Below are 16,149 nucleotides of genomic sequence, written 5' to 3' on the forward strand. Positions count from 1 at the left end.
CATTCGCAGCGCGCGGACGCGAGACCGCCCGCGCGAGCGTGAACTCGCACGGGCGGGCGCAGTTGTGATGGCCTGGCGGTCCGGACCTCAGCTCCCCGACACAGACACCTTCGTGAAGAGCGGCCGGCCGCTCGGGGGCATCACGAAGTTCTGGACCCGGGAGCGGTGGGCGGAGTTGGAGGCGAGGTCGGCGGGGAAGATACCGACCGCGTCGGTCCAGAGCATCTGGCCGGCCTGCTCGTAGAGCTTCGGGCGTTCCGCCTGGTCAACGGACGAGCGGGCGTCGAGCAGCAGCTTGTCGACCGCGGGGTTGCAGTAGCCGTTGCGCTTCGCGGAGCAGACGTAGAGCCGGGCCAGGGTGTAGTCCGCGTCGCCGGTGCCGGTGACGTTCGTCTGCAGGTTCATGTCCCAGTTGAGCTTGCCGAAGTCCTCCAGCCACTGCGCGCGTTCCTTCTCCAGGGGCTTCACCGTGACGCCGATCTTGGCCCAGTCCGAGATCATCGCCTGCGCCAGCGCCCGGATGTTCGGACCACCTTCCAGCGGCCACTGCATCGACGTACTGAACCCGTTCGGGTAGCCCGCCTCGGCCAGCAACTGCTTCGCCTTCGCCGGGTCGTACTTGTACGGCGCCAGCTTCGGCGCACCGATGACGCCTTGCGCCAGCGGCGCCTGCGCCACCGACGCCAGATCACCGAACAGGTCCTTGACCGTGCCCTCGAGGTTCAGCCCGTACCACATCGCCTGCCGGACCCGTTTGTCGTTGAACGGCTTCCGGTTCGAGTTGAACCAGTCGAAGTAGTACGTCCAGCTCGGCGTCGTCTCGTAGCTGATCCCGTCACTGCCCTTGAGAGAACCGACCTGGTCCGGCGGGATCTGCGTCAGTACGTCGACCTCGCCGTTCTCCAACGCGGTGATCCGGCCGGCGACCTCCGGGATGTTGACGAACTCCAGCTTGCTCAGCTTCGGCACGCCGTCCCAGTACGTCGGGTTGGCTGCCAGCTCGAGTTTCTCGTCGGGCAGGAACGCGGTGACCGAGAACGGCCCGGTCCCGATCGGCTTGTTGAAGAACCCGTCGGTGTTGATCTTGTCCGCCGGCCCGATGAACAGCAGCGTGAGCGAACTCAGCAATGTGCCCAGCGACTTGCTCGTCTTCACCGTCACCGTCTGCTCGTCGATCGCCGCGAACGACGTCACCGTCTCGTACAGCGGAACCAGTGGGCCGTCGAGCTTCTTGTGCCGCTCGTACGACGCCACCACGTCCTTGGCCGTGAACGGCGTACCGTCGGAGAACTTCACGCCGGACCGGAGCTTGAACACCCAGGTGTCCGGGTCCGGGTTCTCCCAGGAGGTCGCCAGTACCGGGACGATCTTGCCGTCCTCGACCCGGACCAGCGGCTCCATGATCTGCTGGATCGCGGTCTGTACGGCCTCCTCACCGGCGAACTTGTGGGTGTCCAGCGACACTGGGAACATGGCCGGCGCGTAGCGCAGGATCTGCTCGCCGCCGCCGTCGGCGCTCGGCTCGCTCGCCGGCGAACACGCACTCAGCGCGGCCAGGGCGGCGACGGCGACCGCCGCCACGATTCGCTTCCTCAACACGGGGTTCTCCTTTGCAGGGCAGGGGTCACGAGGCGGTGTCGCTGGGAGGCCGCGTGAAGGTGTAGGTGGCGACGACCGGGTAGTGGTCGGAGGGCGCGCGGCCGTCGTGGAAGAAGTCGACGACCTCGCTGGTGCGGGCCGCGAGTGGGCCGCGGGCGAAGATCCAGTCGATCGCCTTGGGTGGTGAGGCGAGCGGCGACAGCCGGGTCCCGATCGGACCGGTGGCCACCGTCGGCACGACCGGGTGGGTCACCGGTGAGTGCCGGCCGAGTGCGGTGAAGCTGTCCAGGAATCCGGCGTTCCCGAGTTCCCACTGGGGTGGACCGATGTCGTTGATGTCGACGGTGAACAGGCAGGCGCCGTCACCGGCCAGCCGCTCCAGTGCCTCCGCGATCGCCCGGGCCTGGGTGACGCGGCGGTTGCGGTGGTCGGTCCGCTCGTCCGGGTGCCCGGGCCAGGTCAGGTGCGCCGTACTGAAGACCAACTCGGGGCCGTCGGCCGGGCGCAGCCGAACCCAGAACAGGCGCGCGTCCGGCGACAGGATGCCGACATCCTCGGCCCCGTGCTCAATGGCGGTGAAGAGGTCGCGGCGCCACCAGAGGTTGCTCTGGGTCTCCCAGCCGGCTCCGCCGTCGACGCGTTCATGTCCGGGCAGCACGTCGTCTATGAGCTTGCGGGTGGACGGGCGGAGCTCTTGTACGGCGAGCAGGTCCGGCGGACGGGTCGTGAACAGCGCGGTCAACGCGTCCTGCCGCTGCTCGAGGTGGAAGTCTGCCCACAGGTTGTAGGTCATGGTCACGAAACTGAAGTTGCTCAAGGCAAGGGTCATGCCGGCTGCTCCTCGGTGGAGGCGAGTCCCGAGGTCGGGACGTTGTACGCCGTCAGCGTTGTTACTGCGAGTAAGTCGTCGACCTGGATCGTGGTCAGCGAGCAGTTCACCGGCGGATCCAGCAACACCTCGCCGCCCGGTGGCAGCCGCAACGTCGACGCCGTCGCGACCCTGATCGGCCCGCCATGCGTCACCACAAGAACCCGACGCGCACCCGAGCCGGCGATCTCCCGGATCGCATCCCAAACCCGTTCCCTCAACTGAGCGAACGTCTCCCCACCACCCCGCGCAACGTCCTCCCCCCGACGAAACGCCTCGACCACCGCGGGTTCGTCGGCGTACACGTCCGCAAACGTCCGCCCACCCCAACTCCCCACATCAATCTCCCGCCACCGCCGATCGACCCGCACCACAGGCCGACCGCCCCACTCCGAGCAACCCGCCCCCCGCCCACCCGCCGCGTCCACGGCGTCCACCGTGCCTACCGTCCCCGCCCTCCCCGCCGCGTCCACCGTCCCCGCCACGTCCACCGCGTCCATCGCGTCCATCGCGTCCACCGTGGGCGCCGCGTCTACCGTGCCCGCCGCGCCCGTTGTGCGCGCCGTGTCCGCCGTGGGCAGGCTGTCGAGGTAGGGCTGGAGGGTCTCGGTCACGCGCTGGAGATCGCTGGCGACGATTTGATCAAAGACACCTGATCGCAGGTACTCGGCGGCCAGCTTCGCCTGCTGGTGACCGAGCGCGCTGAGGCCGGTGCCTTGCTGGCCCTGGTAGCGGGCCTCGGCGTTCCAGAGCGACTCGCCGTGGCGAAGCAGGACAAGTTCAGTACGGCTCATCTGGTGGCTCCGGCTAGGTCGGTGGCGAAGTGGCAGGCGGTGGGGTGGCGGTCGAGTCGAGTCTCGAGCGCGGGCTCTTCCTGGGCGCAGATGTCCTCGGCTTTCCAGCAGCGGGTGCGGAAGCGACAGCCGGACGGTGGATCGGCGGGTGAGGGTACGTCGCCGCCGATGATGATCGGTTCGCGTTCCGGCTTGGTCCACGGTTTCGGATCCGGGACCGCGGACAGCAACGCCTGGGTGTACGGATGCAGCGGCCGCTGGAACAACTCGTCCTGCGTCGCGGTCTCCACCACTCGCCCGAGGTACATCACCGCGACTTGATCAGAGATATGACGTACGACGGACAAGTCGTGGGCGATGAACAGGTACGCGAGCCCGAGGTCCCGGCGGAGGTCGGCCAGCAGGTTGAGCACCTGGGCTTGCACGGAAACGTCCAGTGCCGAGACCGCCTCGTCGCAGATGACCAGCTTCGGGCGTAACGCGAGCGCGCGAGCGATGCCGATCCGCTGCCGCTGACCTCCGGAGAACTGGTGCGGGTAGCGCTTGGCGTGATCCGGGTTGAGGCCGACGCGTTCGAGCAGGTCGCGGACCTCGGCGCGGTGACGATTGCGGGATACGACGTCGGGGTGGATCTCCCAGGCCTCGCTGATGATCTGTTCGACGGTGGCGCGCGGGTTGAGGGAGGCGTACGGGTCCTGGAAGATCATCTGCAGCTGCCGGCGAACCCGGCGCATGGATGCCTTGGGCAACGAGGTGAGTTCCTCGCCCTCGAACACGATGCTGCCGGACCGCGCCTTCTCCAGCCCGATGATCGTCCGCGCCACCGTCGACTTCCCCGACCCGGACTCCCCCACCAGCCCCAGCGTCCCCCCAGCCGGAATGTCGAACGACACCCCCGCCACCGCCTGAATCTCCCCCACCACCCGCCGCAACAAAGCAGACCGCAGCGGAAAAGAAGTATGCAAATCCCGCACAGACAACAAAGGCGCAGCGCCCGCCGGCGGGATGTAAGAGGAAGTGGACGAGCCCGGGGCTCTCGAAGGACCTGAGGTGGTCGAAGCCAGGGTGGGAGTCGGGTTAGTGGGCATTGCTGAGGACTCCTTCCGGGTGGTGGCAGGCGGCTTGGTGGTGCGGTGGTCGGGTGGGGAGGGCACGGAGGTCGGGTTGGTCAGTGGTGCAGAGGTGGTCGGCGTAGTGGCAGCGGGGGTGGAAGGAGCAGCCGGTGGGGAGGGACAGGAGGTCTGGCGGGGAGCCTTGGATGGGGGTGAGGCGGTCTCGGGGCCCGTCGAGGACGGGCACCGAGCCCATCAGCCCGGCGGTGTACGGGTGTCCGCTGTGTTCGTAGACCTCGCGGATCGGACCCGTCTCCACGACACGGCCGGCGTACATCAGTACGACGCGGTCGGCGACGTCGGCGACGACTCCGAGGTCGTGGGTGATGAGGACGAGCGACATGCCCTCCTCGGACTGCAGCCGGGCGAGCAGGTCCATGATCTGCGCCTGCACAGTGACGTCGAGCGCGGTGGTCGGTTCGTCGGCGATCAGCAGCCGCGGCGACAACGCGATCGCCATCGCGATCATCACGCGCTGCCGCATCCCGCCCGAGAACTGATGCGGATAGTCGTCCAGCCGCTTCGACGCCGCCGGGATCCCGACCCGCTTCATCAGGTCCAACGCGGCCGCGCGGGCCTCACGACGCGAGGCACCGCGATGCCGCCGGAACATCTCCCCGATCTGCGCACCCACCCGGAAGACCGGGTTCAGCGAGCTCAGCGGATCCTGGAACACCATCGCGATCTCACGCCCGCGCAAGCCCTTCGCAGCACCAGGCGTCAGCAGATCGCGACCGTCGTACGTGATCGACCCACTGGCGATCCGCCCGGCCGGCTTCGGCACGATCCCCATCACGGCTTGCGCGGTCACGCTCTTCCCGCTGCCGGACTCACCCAGCAGCGCAACCGTCTCCCCAGCAGCGACCTCGAACGACGCACCGTCGACAGCAGTCACCACATCACCAGAGGTGGCGAACTCGACGCGCAACTCACGCACACTCAACAAGGCCTTCATCACAGACTCCTCAGCCGCGGGTCGTACCGGTCCCGCAAGGCATCACCGAGTACGCCGAGCGAGACCACCAGGAAGGCCAGCGCGATCCCCGGAATCGTCGAGATCCACCACGCATCGGCCAGATAGTTGCGCCCGTTCGCGATCGTCACACCCCAACTCGGCGTGCTGGCCGGCGTACCGAGACCGAGGAAGCTGAGCGACGCCTCCGCCAGAATCACGTGCCCGATCTCAACCGTCGCCACCACCAGCACCGGCGCGACACACGCCGGCAACACCGACCGCGAAACCAGCCGCCACGTCCCGGCACCGAGCGTCCGCGACGCATCGACGAACTCGCGCCGCCGCGTCGCCAGCGCCTGCCCACGGGCCACGCGAGCGAACGTCACCCAGTTCGATACCGCCAGCACGATGACGACGTTCACCACCGACGGCCCGAGCAGCGCCGCGATGAAGGTCGCCAGCAAGATCGAGGGAAACGCGAGTTGAATGTCGGCCAACCGCATCAGTACGCCGTCCAGCCAGCCACCGAAGTACCCGGCGGACAGCCCGATCGTCACCCCGATCGTCCCGGCGAGAACCAGCGTCGCCAACCCGACCGCGATCGAGATCCTTGCCCCCTGCAACATCTGCGCGAACAGATCCTGCCCGACCTGGTCCGTGCCGAAGATCGCGTACGACCCGTCGGACAACCGGCTGAACGGCGGCCGCAGCCGGTCCGCGGTCCGCGTGTCGACCGGGTTGTACCGGACCAGCCACGGCCCGAAGATCGCGGCCACCACATAGATCGCGATCACGATGAGGCCGAAGCGGATCCGGGCCGATCCGGCCCGCCCGCGCCGCTTGCTGGTCACCAGCGGCGCGGTCGCGGTGGTGAGGTCGAGTTGGGTCGAGGTCACGTCAGTCACCAGCCAGACGGACCCGCGGGTCCAGGAAGCCGTAGAGGAGGTCGACAAGCAGATTGATCACCACGAAGATCGTTGCCACGATCAAGATCGAGGCCTGGACGACGCCGTAGTCGCGGCGCCCGATCGAGTCGATCAGCAGCCGGCCGACGCCGGGCCAGGCGAACACGGTCTCGACGATCACGGTGCCGCCGAGCAAAGCGCCGAACTGCAGGCCGACCACGGTCACGATCGGGATCAGCGCGTTCCGAAGCGCGTGCACGAGGATCACGATCCCCTCGCCGAGTCCCTTCGCCCGCGCCGTCTGCACGTAGCCTTCGTGCACCACCTCGAGCAGACCACTGCGCGTCAACCGCACCAGGATCGCGAGGAAAGGCAGCGCGAGCGTGATCGTCGGCAGCACAAGATGCGACCACGTCCCCGAACCCGCGCTCGGCAACACCTTCAGACCACGCGCGAACACCAGGATCAGGACGATCCCGAGCCAGAACGACGGCGTCGACTGCCCCATCAGCGAGAAGACCGAGATCGTCCGATCCACCCAGCTGTGCGCCCGCAACGCCGCGATCACCCCGAGCGGCAACCCGATCAGCAACGACAGCAACAAGGCTGTGGTGGCCAGTTGGATCGTCGCCGGAAGCCGTTGCAGCACAAGGCTCATCGAGTCCGCGTTCAGCCGGAACGACTGCCCGAAGTCCAGATGCACGACGTTCGCCAAGTACGTCGCGTACTGCTGGATCATTGGCTGGTCGAGGCCGAGCTGCTGGTGCATCGCGTTCACCTGCGCCTGCGTCGCGTCAGGTCCGAGAATCAGGTACGCCGGGTCGCCGGGAACGAGCCGCAGGACAACGAAGATGATGGTCACCGCGCCCCAGAGCACGAACAGCGAGAACGCCACCCGCCGGACGACGTACGCCCCCATCAGACGCCGCTCCGCAGTACCGACACCACGCGCCGTACCTCCTCGATCGAGCCGGCCTGGATCAGTTCGGCACCCAGCGCCCCCGCGCACTGCCCGTCGTTGTCCCGCACCGGTACGGCGACCATCCGCGGAAGCGAGGCGACCGGCCGGGAGTTGTGCGCGAACCCGGACACCCGGACGCGCTGCAGCGTGACGAGCAGATCCGGAGTACCCGTCACCTGATCGGCAGGAAGCGCAGACAGATACGCGCGGCCGAGCGCACTCCGGTGCAGCGACACCGCATGTCCCGGCTCGACGGGCGCGGCACTCGCACTGCCCGCCACCGCGGACACCTGCAACACCCGGCCGGCCATCTTCGGCAGCGGTTTCGCCAGGACGACCAGCCGGCCGAGACGGTCACCGAGGTCGGCCAGCGCGCGCTCCGGTCCCGCCTGCCCTTGCGTCGCACAACGGAGCGCCGCCAACCCGTCCCGAGCGGTGTACCGGTGGTCGTCGACCCGGCTCGCCAGACCGTGCTCGCAGAACGTGACCAGGATCCGGTGCACGGTGCTCTTGTGCAGGCCGACGGTGCCGGCCAGTTCGGTCACGCCGTACGGCCGGTCCTCGCGGTTCAGCTCCGCCAGCACGGTCAGGGCGCGGCTCAGCGACTGCATGGTGTCTCGATTCCGTGAACGTTAACGGTAGCGTTAATGCACCGTAGAAGCGTGGTATTTAGGTGTCAATAGACCACCGTTGCTCAGGGCGGAACGGCCCGTTGACGGTCGATTCCCGTGAACGTTAACTTCACTGACCATCCACCTGATTCATGCTTTGGGAGGCACTGCGTGACGACATCCGATGTCCGGAGCGCGCTGCTGGCCGCCGATCCCCGCCTGTCCAAGTTCTCGCCGTTGCCGCGCATCCTGGCCTTCGACGAGTTCGACAGCGGGACGCACGGCTGGTGCGAGCTGCTCGGCAACTACAACGGCCGCGGCGACCTGAGCACGGTCGACGACCACATGCGGGACTTCCGGCCGCCGCAGTTGTCGGCCTGCAACTTCTTCGACATCGGCACCCACGGTGCGCTCAGCGGGACCTACGCGCTCAAGCTCGCCACCCGGCCGCACAAGGGCCACACCGCGGTCGCGATCCGCCGGCTCACCATGAGCGGCCGCGGGCTGGTGCAACTGGAGACGTACTTCGCCTTCAAGTCCGAGGCGACCCTCGGCGGAGGCTCGGAGCTCGACACCTTCGGCGACGTGCAGTGGGACGGCAACACTCACCCGTCCGAGGCGCAGTTCGGTGCGTTCACGGTCGCCACGGATCTGTGCGGTGACGGCGGACTGCGCTACCACACGGTCGCGCGCTACCAGAACACCGATCTGGACAACCACTTCACCCGGCGCTGGATGGCCCCGACGGTCCCCGAGCCGACGCCGCGCGAGCACTTCGAGGGCAAGGTGAAGCTGGAGTACGCCGCCGACTTCACCGCGCCCAACCCGGAGGACTGGGAGCAGTTCGGCGAACCGCAGGAGCTCTGCTACAACGAGGTGCCGACCAAGGTGAACTGGCACTATCTGCGCTGGCTGATCGACACCGACAAGCGCCGCAACGTCGAGCTCCAGGTCAACGACCGGGTGATGGACATGAGCGACGTACCGGTCCCGCCGTACGAGGAACGCTACGAGACGCTGGAGAACCTACTGAACTTCTACTTCTCGGTCCGCACTCACAGCAGCGTCAGGAACTTTCTTTTCCTCGACTCTGTCCTCATCTCGGTTGATTGGTAGGCCCATGCGACAGTCCATGACGGCGGTGCTGGAACGCGACACCACGTTCGACACCCGCTTCGCCACCGAGCCGTACGAGGTCGCCTGGGCGGGTGAGGCGCGCTGGTTCGTCCATCACGTCGGCGGCGACGGCACCGCGACGTACCTCACGCAGGTCTCGCCCGACGGGATCACTTGGTGCGATCTCGACGCAGGAGAGCATCGGGTCGGGCCGGGGCAGCTGATCAGCTGGCCGGTCAGCGGGTTCGGCCACTGGCTGCGGCTGCGCGCCAAGGTCGATGGTTCGGTCCAGGTGCGGATCCACCTGGCTGTGAAGGCTTAAGCTGCCCGAGGGGGTGAAGATGACGGAGGCACGGCGCCCGACGTTGCGGGACATCGCGGCAGCTCTCGGGCTGTCGGTGAACACCGTCTCGCGTGCGCTCGGCGACAAGGACAGCGTGAGCCCGAAGACGCGCGCGGCCGTGCAGGCCGAGGCGGCCCGGATCGGCTACGTGCCCAATACGCTGGCGCGGTCGCTCGTGCTCGGCTCGGCGATGACGCTGGGCCTCGTCATCACCAACCCGTCCAACCCCTTCTACGCCCAGTTGATCAGCAGCATCGAGCTCCGCGTCCGCGCCCAGGGGTACTCGTTGCTGCTGCTGGTCACCGACGAGAGCGCGGAGAACGAGCAGCGCGCCACCGAGGCGCTGCTACGGTCCGCGGTCGACGGCGCCGTGGTCGTGCCGGTCCAGGCCGAGTGGGACCACTGGCGCCGTGTCCGTGACGCAGGCATCCCGTTGGTGTTCGTCAACCGTGATGTGCCCGAGCTCGACTGCGACATGGTCGGGGTCGACAACGAGCGCGGCACCTACGAAGCGACCAGCCACCTGATCGCCGGCGGTGCACGCCGCCTGCTGGTGCTGGAAGAGGACCTGCCGATCACGACGACCGCCGACCGTGTCGCCGGCTTCCGCCGGGCGATGTCCGACGCCGGCCTGAAGGTCAAGGACGACACGATCCGCGCCGTACCGACCAAGCGCTACGACTCCCTCGCCCTGCCGTGGCAGCCGGAGGAGGCTTATCGGTTCGCGCAGACGCTCCTGAGCGACCGTCATCCGGATGCCATCGTGACCGGGAACGACTACTTCGCCCTGGGTCTGCTGCGCGTGCTCGCGGAGCTGGGTCTGGCAGTTCCCGACGACGTCGCGATCACCGGGTACGGCGACCATCCCTACGCGGCGTACTTGCAGACGCCCCTCACCACAGTCCGCCTCCCCGCCGCCGAAGTGGGCACCACCGCCGTGGATCTCCTCCTCCAACGCCTTCGTAACCCCGGAACCGAACGCCCACGGAAGACGCTGATCCGCCCGGAGCTCGTCGTCCGGGCGTCCGCTCCGGACCGCCAGGCCATCACAACCGACCGCCGAAGGCGGAGCTGAGCCTGACGGCGCCGGGCATCCGCCGATTGTGATGGCGTGGGCGTCCGCTACTCCCCCAGCCAGGCTCTGACCGACTCGTTGTGCTCGCCGAGTCGTGGCGGCGGGAGGTTGGTTTCGCGGGCGCCGGCGTACGGCTGGTCGTCGAACCGCAGCGGCGGCCCGGGGAGCTGGATCCGGCCGAGCGCCGGGTGCTCGACATCGATCAGCAGGCCCTGTGACAGCGTCTGCTCCCACTCGTACACCTGCTGGAAATCGCGGACCTTGCCGGCCGGAATCCCCTTCTCCGCAAGGCGTTCCAGCCACACGTCCGCCGACTCGTGCGCGAACGCCGCCTCGATCGCCGCGGTCAGTTCGTTGCGATGGGCAACCCGTTGTGCGTTGACCGCGAACCGCTCGTCGTCCGGATCCAGCCCGACGATCGGTGCGAACGTCCGCCACTGCCCCTGACTCCCGACGGCGACCTGGACGATGTCGTCCGCGGTCGAGTACATCCCGTACGGCGCGATCTGCGCATGGTGGTTGCCGACGCGCTCGGGCAGTTCGCCGGCGACCGTCCACTTCGTTCCGTGGAACGCGTGCACACCGATCACCGACGCCAGCAGGCTCGTCCGCACCACGCGCCCCTTGCCGGTGATCGATCGCTCGTGCAGAGCCGCCAGCGCACCGTAGGCGCCGTACATCCCGGCCAGCAGGTCCGCGATCGGTACGCCGGTCTTCGTCGGCTCGACCGCACCGGTGATGCTCATCAGGCCGCCCTCGCCCTGCGCGATCTGGTCGTACCCGGCCCGCCCGCCGTCCGGCCCGTCGTGCCCGAATCCGGTGATCGACAGGATCACCAGCCCCGGGTTGAGCTCGTGCAGCCGCTCGACGGAGAACCCGAGCCGGTCCAGCACTCCCGGCCGGAAGTTCTCGATCAGTACGTCGGCCCGCCGGACCAGCTTGGTCAGGAAGTCGCGACCGTCCTCGGATTTGAGGTCCGCCGTCACCGATTCCTTGTTCCGGTTCGCGGACAGGAAGTACGTCGATTCGCCCTCGACGAACGGCGGTCCCCAGCCCCGGCTGTCGTCCCCGCCGCCGGGCGCCTCGACCTTGATCACGCGGGCGCCGAGATCTCCCAGCATCATCGCCGCATGCGGCCCGGCCAACGCCCTGGTGAGATCGACGACAACAACATCAGACAGAAGGTTCTGCACCTGCCGAGCCTAGGGCCTCACCCGCCGGCCGGCGCCCGAATGAGACTGATCGCACCCGTCGCCGTTCCGAAGAACGGGTAGTACTCAGGTCTGGCGGTCCATCCGCCGCTCGCCCGTGCGTGCCTCGCGGGAGGCCGGGCGACTACTACCCGTTCGTCGGTACAGATCCCCCGACCTTGCGGGCCAGCGACGCCAGGCGGTGGGTGACGTCGCGGGGGCGTTCCTGCATGAGCATGTGGCCGGCACCGGGGTACATCCACAGCCGCGCGGTCGGAAGCTCGGCGGCCATCCGGTTGGCGTGGCGAGGCGGCAGCAGCCGGTCGCGGGTGCCGTGCATGATCTCGACCGGGAGTTGCTCGAGGACCTTCAGGGCGTGATCGCCCTCGTGCTTGAGGATCGCCTCGAAGAACCCGCCGTACGACGGACCCGGCAGGCTCGCGAGGTCCGCAAGGAACAGGTCCACCTCAGCCGGGTCGGTCTTCTTCCCGAACACCAGTTGCCGCAGGGCTGGCCGGCGTACTCGGACCGACATGTCCAGCGGCCGCGGTCCCCGGTGCGCACGTCGTTCGAGCCGAGTGCTGAGCATGTTCATCGCGCGCGGAGCGAACGCCGCTGCCGTCGAGTCGAACCGCCTGGGGATGCCGAAGGCGCCCTCCGCGATGTGACCGGACGACGTACTGACCAGCGCCGCCGCCGCGATCCGCGAGCCGAACAGCTCCGGCCGCTGGTCCGCGAGCGCCATCAGCGTCATCCCGCCCATCGAGTGACCGGCGTACACAACAGGTCCGTCGCCGACGACCGTGTCCAGCACGGTCTCGAGGTCGTCGGCCAACTGCTCGATTCGCATCGACCCTGCCGGTGCGGCGTCCGACCGGCCGTGGCCGCGATGGTCGTACGTGACTACGCGGACGCCGTTCTGCCCGAGGATCCTCGGCAGCTCCTCGACCTGGTTGTGCCACGACCGCGTCGAACAGGTCCAGCCGTGCACGAGCAGGACGGTCACCGGCGCATCCGGTGATCCGGTCGTCTCGACGTTCAGCCGTACGCCGTCGGTCGTGGTCACACCGGACCGTTCCGCCTGGATCGTCACGCAGTCTCCCGTTCCCGTTCACCGGCGGCCAGGTGGGCGGCGCGCAGGCGTCCACCGCGGGCCCCGCGCCCGACCAGCCAGGCGATGCCGGCGATCTCGAGCAAACCGACCACGCCGAGCAGGGCGTAGCCGCCGTTCCACATCCATCGTGGCACGTCGGTCCGCTCCTCCCGCCGCAGCACCTGCTGCTCGTTGACGAACTCGACCGTCTGCCCGTTCGACACCTGCACGGCCGGCTTCTCGATCGCCAGGTCCTCCGGCGCGTACACCCACATCGCCACCAGGTCGCGCTGACCCTGGTGCAGGCGGATCATCGACTTCCACTTGCCGAACATCGGCAGCGCGTCCGCCGACCGGTAGGTGCCATCGGCCACCTTGACCATCGGGTGCGTCACCAGCCCGCCGCCCTGCCAGGCCATCGCCTCGAACCACCGCGCACCGTCCGCCGCGTCTCCAGGCTGCAACTTGACCGTGACGTACGCCATCGGCTCGGCCCCCGTGGCCACCCGCTCCAACGACACCGTCCCGGTCACGCCCGCCTCCGCCGACCGTGGCACGCAGAAGAACACCGTCGCGGTGACTGCGACCAGTCCGACCGCGCCCAGTTGATGGGTACGGCGGACCGCCTCCGACCGCGCGTTGCGGATACCGATCGCACGCTGCTCTCCCGCGACCTCGGCGTACCGGGTCGCCAGCCAGGCACCGACGAGTCCGGCTCCGATCCCGGTCACGACGCCGTACCCGAGGGCCGACGGGAGCATCGACGACGGCCACGCGATCGGCATCCAGAGGTGGCTCCAGGTGTACTCCGCGACCACGCCGACGGTCCCGATCAGGGCACCGGCGACGGCACCGAGGCGGAAGCGATTCTTGTTGCCGAGGGCAAACGCCACGAGCTCGACCAGGACTGTCTCGACGATCAGCAGCGGGAAGTGACCGAGGATCTCGCCGAGCGGTCGGTCGACCGCCCAGGCGATGCCGCCGCGGATCACCAGGTACACGGCCAACGCGGCGAACGCCGTACCTGGACCACGTCGCGCCCGCAGCACCGTGAACGCGAGCGCAGCACCGAAGACGATCAGGATCGGCTGCAGGATCAAGGGAAACTGCGGGACGCCGTAGTTGAACTCGGTGCTGAACAGATCCCACGCGATCAACAGAGCGCCGACCGACACGATCTCCTGGAACAGGCGGCGCTTGTTGATGCCGAGCAACTGCTCCACCTCAGCGAGCGCCAGCAGCCGCGCGAAGATCGAGAACACCACGCCGCCGATCATCAGCAGGTGGGTCGGGCCCCAGAGCGTGACGTCCTCACCGAACAGGCGGTGCCACAGGTCGTCCAGCGGGAAGCCGACCAGCGCGAACGTCCCGCACACCGTGACGAGCGCGGCACTGCACGGGATTCGCCAGCCCTTGGTGAGCTTGATCGTGCGAGCCGGCAGCGGCTTGCGGGCGAGGGCGATCGGCAGTACGCCGGAGATGATCACGCCGAGGATGCCGAAGAAGATCGGGTAGTGCGCCGGCGTACCGAACGGGCCGGTGTCGCGACCGCGGTCGATGTGCACCGCGATGTCCCACCAGACGCCGAAGGCGCAGGCAAGCAGCGAGACAGCATGCAGGTACGGCGTCAGCGCGGCCCATCGGGGGACTCCGTCCAGTCTCCCGATGGTGTCCGCAAGCCGTCCCACCAGCGTGACGCGTCCGGTCCGTTCCCGCCACAGGAGTACGGCGAGTGCGACGTACATCAGTCCGACCAGGCCGGTGACGATCGCGATCTGGTCGAACGTCGCGGTTCCGGTGGTGGCCAGCGGGATCGCCATTCGACGGACTCCTTCATCGCTCATGCGCCATGGCTGATGTTACATCTTCTATGTAACGTCGGATCTGGAAGACTGTCAACCGTGGAAGCACACGACGAGGAGCTCACCGTCGATCAACTCGCCGCCGAGGTGGGGATGACGGTCCGCAACGTGCGCGCGTACGCCGGACGCGGCCTGATCCCGCCGCCACGACTGGTCGGCCGGACCGGGTACTACGGTCACGACCACGTCGCCCGGTTGAAGCTGGTCCAGGAGCTGCTCAGCAAGGGGTACACGCTGGCCGCGGTCGAGCGGATGATGGGCGAACTGCCGGACGGCGCGATGGCGCTCGGCGTCTTCGAGACCTTGGTGAACCCGTGGACCCCGTCCGAGCCGGAGATCCTGGACGAGTTCCAGCTGGCCGAGCGGGCCGGCGTACCGCACGATCCGGCGGTGATCACGCGGCTGGTCGAGCTGGGGATCGCCGAGCGGCAGGACGACGGCCGGCTCCGGATCCCGAACCCGGATCTGCTCCGGACCGGGCTCGAGGTGATCAAGCTCGGCGTCCCGATGCAGGCGATCTTCGAGATGCTGCCCAAGCTGTTCGCCCAGGCCGACGCGGTGGCGAAGACCTACGTCGAGCTGTTCCGCAGCACGGTGTGGCGCGAGTTCAGCGACGCCGGTTTGCCTGCGGAGGGATGGCCGGAGATCCAGCGCACGCTGGAGAACATCATCCCGCTGGCCGGGCAGGCCCTGGTCGCGGCGTTCCGGGAAGCGATGGCGCGCGAGATCGAGATCGTCGCCTACGAGGAGCTCGGCCTCGACCCGAAGGCCCTCCCCTCAACCGGCTAGCGCTCTGCTGTCCTGGCCGGCCAACGCCGCGAGACGGTCGAAACCACGCTGGGACGCCGCATCCGCGGCCCGGTAGACGATGAGCCGTTGACCGGTGTCACCAAGCGGCGTGAGTACGTCGTACTCGACCGTCAGCGAACCCACGTCCGGATGGTTGAGCCGCTTGCGGCCGTTGTTCTGCACCTTCACGTCGCGCCGCGACCACAGCTCGGCGAACTCCTCGCTCTCCTCGCTCAGGGCACGGACGAGCTCACCCAGGTCCTGGTCGTCCGCATGCGCCGCCCACGCAGCCCGCAGGTCCGCGATCCCTTCGCGGATCACCCGTTCGCGGTCGGTGTAGAACGTCTCGAACGCCGGCTCCAGCGCGCACAACCACATCACGTTCCGCCGCTCCGGCGCGACGTCGACGAAGTTGAGCATCAGCAGGCACATCTCCGCGTTCCACGCACAGATGTCGAAGCGCTGATTGAGCAACATCGCCGGCAGCGGCGACATCGCCTGCACCAGCGCGGCCAGCGAACTCGACTCCGGCTGGCGTCGTACCGAGGTCCATTGCCTCGTCAGGTCGAACACGTACGCATGCTCGTCATCCGACAGCCGCAACGCCCCCGCGAGTGCCTCGAGCACCTCCGGCGAAGGCCGCAGCCCTCGCCCCTGCTCCAGTCGGATCACGTAGTCCACGCTGACCTTGGCGAGCTCGGCCACCTCTTCTCGCCGCAACCCGGGCGTGCGCCGAGCCCGCCCCCGCTCCGCCAGGCCCACCTCGCCAGGCGTCAACCGCTCCCGGCACCCGCGCAGAAAGACCGCCAGCTCCTGGGCAACGTCAACGCTCATATGCCCACTCTACGAAGCCGGCGGTCAGTCCGGGCGCGGGTG

Annotated in this window: 16 protein-coding genes; 4 read left to right on the plus strand and 12 right to left on the minus strand. The window is 68.3% G+C overall.

The annotated features are described in order from the left end of the window. Nucleotides 1–87: 87 nt before the first annotated feature. From OG817_RS28260 to OG817_RS28295, 8 genes are read right to left on the minus strand one after another with little or no spacing between them, the layout of a single operon-like run. Nucleotides 88–1,599, minus strand: coding sequence for an ABC transporter substrate-binding protein (locus OG817_RS28260; RefSeq protein WP_406047618.1), 1,512 nt, complete (start codon nucleotides 1,597–1,599; stop codon nucleotides 88–90). Nucleotides 1,600–1,624: 25 nt separating this feature from the next. After that, nucleotides 1,625–2,428, minus strand: coding sequence for an endonuclease/exonuclease/phosphatase family protein (locus OG817_RS28265; RefSeq protein ID WP_406047619.1), 804 nt, complete (start codon nucleotides 2,426–2,428; stop codon nucleotides 1,625–1,627). After that, nucleotides 2,425–3,261 (minus strand): histidine phosphatase family protein, encoded by an 837-nt coding sequence (locus OG817_RS28270; protein WP_406047620.1) that lies wholly within the window; start codon nucleotides 3,259–3,261, stop codon nucleotides 2,425–2,427. Before OG817_RS28270 ends, OG817_RS28265 begins: the two co-directional genes overlap by 4 nt. Continuing rightward, the gene (locus OG817_RS28275) at nucleotides 3,258–4,349 is read right to left on the minus strand and encodes an ABC transporter ATP-binding protein (protein ID WP_406047621.1); all 1,092 of its coding nucleotides are present in this window, start codon (nucleotides 4,347–4,349) and stop codon (nucleotides 3,258–3,260) included. Before OG817_RS28275 ends, OG817_RS28270 begins: the two co-directional genes overlap by 4 nt. Further along, nucleotides 4,339–5,328, minus strand: a complete 990-nt coding sequence (locus OG817_RS28280; protein WP_406047622.1) for an ABC transporter ATP-binding protein — start codon at nucleotides 5,326–5,328, stop codon at nucleotides 4,339–4,341. Before OG817_RS28280 ends, OG817_RS28275 begins: the two co-directional genes overlap by 11 nt. Further along, a complete protein-coding gene (locus tag OG817_RS28285; RefSeq protein WP_406047623.1) occupies nucleotides 5,328–6,233 on the minus strand; it encodes an ABC transporter permease in 906 nt (301 codons plus the stop codon). Before OG817_RS28285 ends, OG817_RS28280 begins: the two co-directional genes overlap by 1 nt. Continuing rightward, nucleotides 6,226–7,152 carry a nickel ABC transporter permease gene (gene nikB, locus OG817_RS28290; RefSeq protein ID WP_360445177.1) on the minus strand — a complete coding sequence of 309 codons (927 nt, stop codon included), beginning with the start codon at nucleotides 7,150–7,152 and terminating at the stop codon, nucleotides 6,226–6,228. Before nikB ends, OG817_RS28285 begins: the two co-directional genes overlap by 8 nt. After that, the gene (locus OG817_RS28295; protein ID WP_406047624.1) at nucleotides 7,152–7,805 is read right to left on the minus strand and encodes a helix-turn-helix domain-containing protein; all 654 of its coding nucleotides are present in this window, start codon (nucleotides 7,803–7,805) and stop codon (nucleotides 7,152–7,154) included. Before OG817_RS28295 ends, nikB begins: the two co-directional genes overlap by 1 nt. Nucleotides 7,806–7,976: 171 nt before the next feature. On the opposite strand from OG817_RS28295, the gene OG817_RS28300 reads away from it, so the two are divergent. From OG817_RS28300 to OG817_RS28310, 3 genes are read left to right on the plus strand one after another with little or no spacing between them, the layout of a single operon-like run. Then, a complete protein-coding gene (locus tag OG817_RS28300; protein WP_406047625.1) occupies nucleotides 7,977–8,921 on the plus strand; it encodes a DUF6772 family protein in 945 nt (314 codons plus the stop codon). Between the two features lie 4 nt (nucleotides 8,922–8,925). Continuing rightward, nucleotides 8,926–9,243: a hypothetical protein gene (locus OG817_RS28305; RefSeq protein ID WP_360445183.1), complete on the plus strand. Its 318-nt coding sequence runs from the start codon at nucleotides 8,926–8,928 to the stop codon at nucleotides 9,241–9,243. Nucleotides 9,244–9,262: 19 nt separating this feature from the next. After that, nucleotides 9,263–10,339 carry a LacI family DNA-binding transcriptional regulator gene (locus tag OG817_RS28310; RefSeq protein WP_406047626.1) on the plus strand — a complete coding sequence of 359 codons (1,077 nt, stop codon included), beginning with the start codon at nucleotides 9,263–9,265 and terminating at the stop codon, nucleotides 10,337–10,339. Nucleotides 10,340–10,386: 47 nt separating this feature from the next. Here the strand turns inward: OG817_RS28310 and OG817_RS28315 are convergent, their stop codons facing one another. The 3 genes from OG817_RS28315 to OG817_RS28325 form a co-directional block, all read right to left on the minus strand. After that, nucleotides 10,387–11,532: a CaiB/BaiF CoA transferase family protein gene (locus OG817_RS28315; protein ID WP_406047627.1), complete on the minus strand. Its 1,146-nt coding sequence runs from the start codon at nucleotides 11,530–11,532 to the stop codon at nucleotides 10,387–10,389. 145 nt (nucleotides 11,533–11,677) lie between these two features. After that, nucleotides 11,678–12,622, minus strand: a complete 945-nt coding sequence (locus OG817_RS28320; RefSeq protein ID WP_406047628.1) for an alpha/beta fold hydrolase — start codon at nucleotides 12,620–12,622, stop codon at nucleotides 11,678–11,680. Next, a complete protein-coding gene (locus OG817_RS28325) occupies nucleotides 12,619–14,442 on the minus strand; it encodes a hypothetical protein (RefSeq protein WP_406047629.1) in 1,824 nt (607 codons plus the stop codon). Before OG817_RS28325 ends, OG817_RS28320 begins: the two co-directional genes overlap by 4 nt. An 81-nt stretch (nucleotides 14,443–14,523) precedes the next feature. Here OG817_RS28325 and OG817_RS28330 point away from each other — a divergent pair, with 81 nt between their 5' ends. Continuing rightward, nucleotides 14,524–15,273, plus strand: a complete 750-nt coding sequence (locus OG817_RS28330; protein ID WP_406047630.1) for a MerR family transcriptional regulator — start codon at nucleotides 14,524–14,526, stop codon at nucleotides 15,271–15,273. On the opposite strand, the gene OG817_RS28335 is transcribed toward OG817_RS28330, so the two are convergent. Then, a complete protein-coding gene (locus OG817_RS28335) occupies nucleotides 15,262–16,107 on the minus strand; it encodes a helix-turn-helix domain-containing protein (protein ID WP_406047631.1) in 846 nt (281 codons plus the stop codon). The two genes, OG817_RS28330 and OG817_RS28335, sit on opposite strands and share 12 nt — an antisense overlap. Nucleotides 16,108–16,149: the final 42 nt, after the last annotated feature.

This window comes from Kribbella sp. NBC_00889, assembly GCF_045207705.1.
GTDB lineage: Bacteria > Actinomycetota > Actinomycetes > Propionibacteriales > Kribbellaceae > Kribbella.

Excerpts from the sequence above, each read along its gene's own strand:
- nikB (WP_360445177.1), bottom strand. The coding sequence starts at position 7,152 with ATGGGGGCGTACGTCGTCCGGCGGGTGGCGTTCTCGCTGTTCGTGCTC.
- OG817_RS28265 (WP_406047619.1), bottom strand. The coding sequence starts at position 2,428 with ATGACCCTTGCCTTGAGCAACTTCAGTTTCGTGACCATGACCTACAAC.
- OG817_RS28280 (WP_406047622.1), bottom strand. The coding sequence starts at position 5,328 with ATGAAGGCCTTGTTGAGTGTGCGTGAGTTGCGCGTCGAGTTCGCCACC.
- OG817_RS28325 (WP_406047629.1), bottom strand. The coding sequence starts at position 14,442 with ATGGCGATCCCGCTGGCCACCACCGGAACCGCGACGTTCGACCAGATC.
- OG817_RS28335 (WP_406047631.1), bottom strand. The coding sequence starts at position 16,107 with ATGAGCGTTGACGTTGCCCAGGAGCTGGCGGTCTTTCTGCGCGGGTGC.
- OG817_RS28310 (WP_406047626.1), top strand. The coding sequence starts at position 9,263 with ATGACGGAGGCACGGCGCCCGACGTTGCGGGACATCGCGGCAGCTCTC.
- OG817_RS28295 (WP_406047624.1), bottom strand. The coding sequence starts at position 7,805 with ATGCAGTCGCTGAGCCGCGCCCTGACCGTGCTGGCGGAGCTGAACCGC.
- OG817_RS28275 (WP_406047621.1), bottom strand. The coding sequence starts at position 4,349 with ATGCCCACTAACCCGACTCCCACCCTGGCTTCGACCACCTCAGGTCCT.
- OG817_RS28270 (WP_406047620.1), bottom strand. The coding sequence starts at position 3,261 with ATGAGCCGTACTGAACTTGTCCTGCTTCGCCACGGCGAGTCGCTCTGG.
- OG817_RS28305 (WP_360445183.1), top strand. The coding sequence starts at position 8,926 with ATGCGACAGTCCATGACGGCGGTGCTGGAACGCGACACCACGTTCGAC.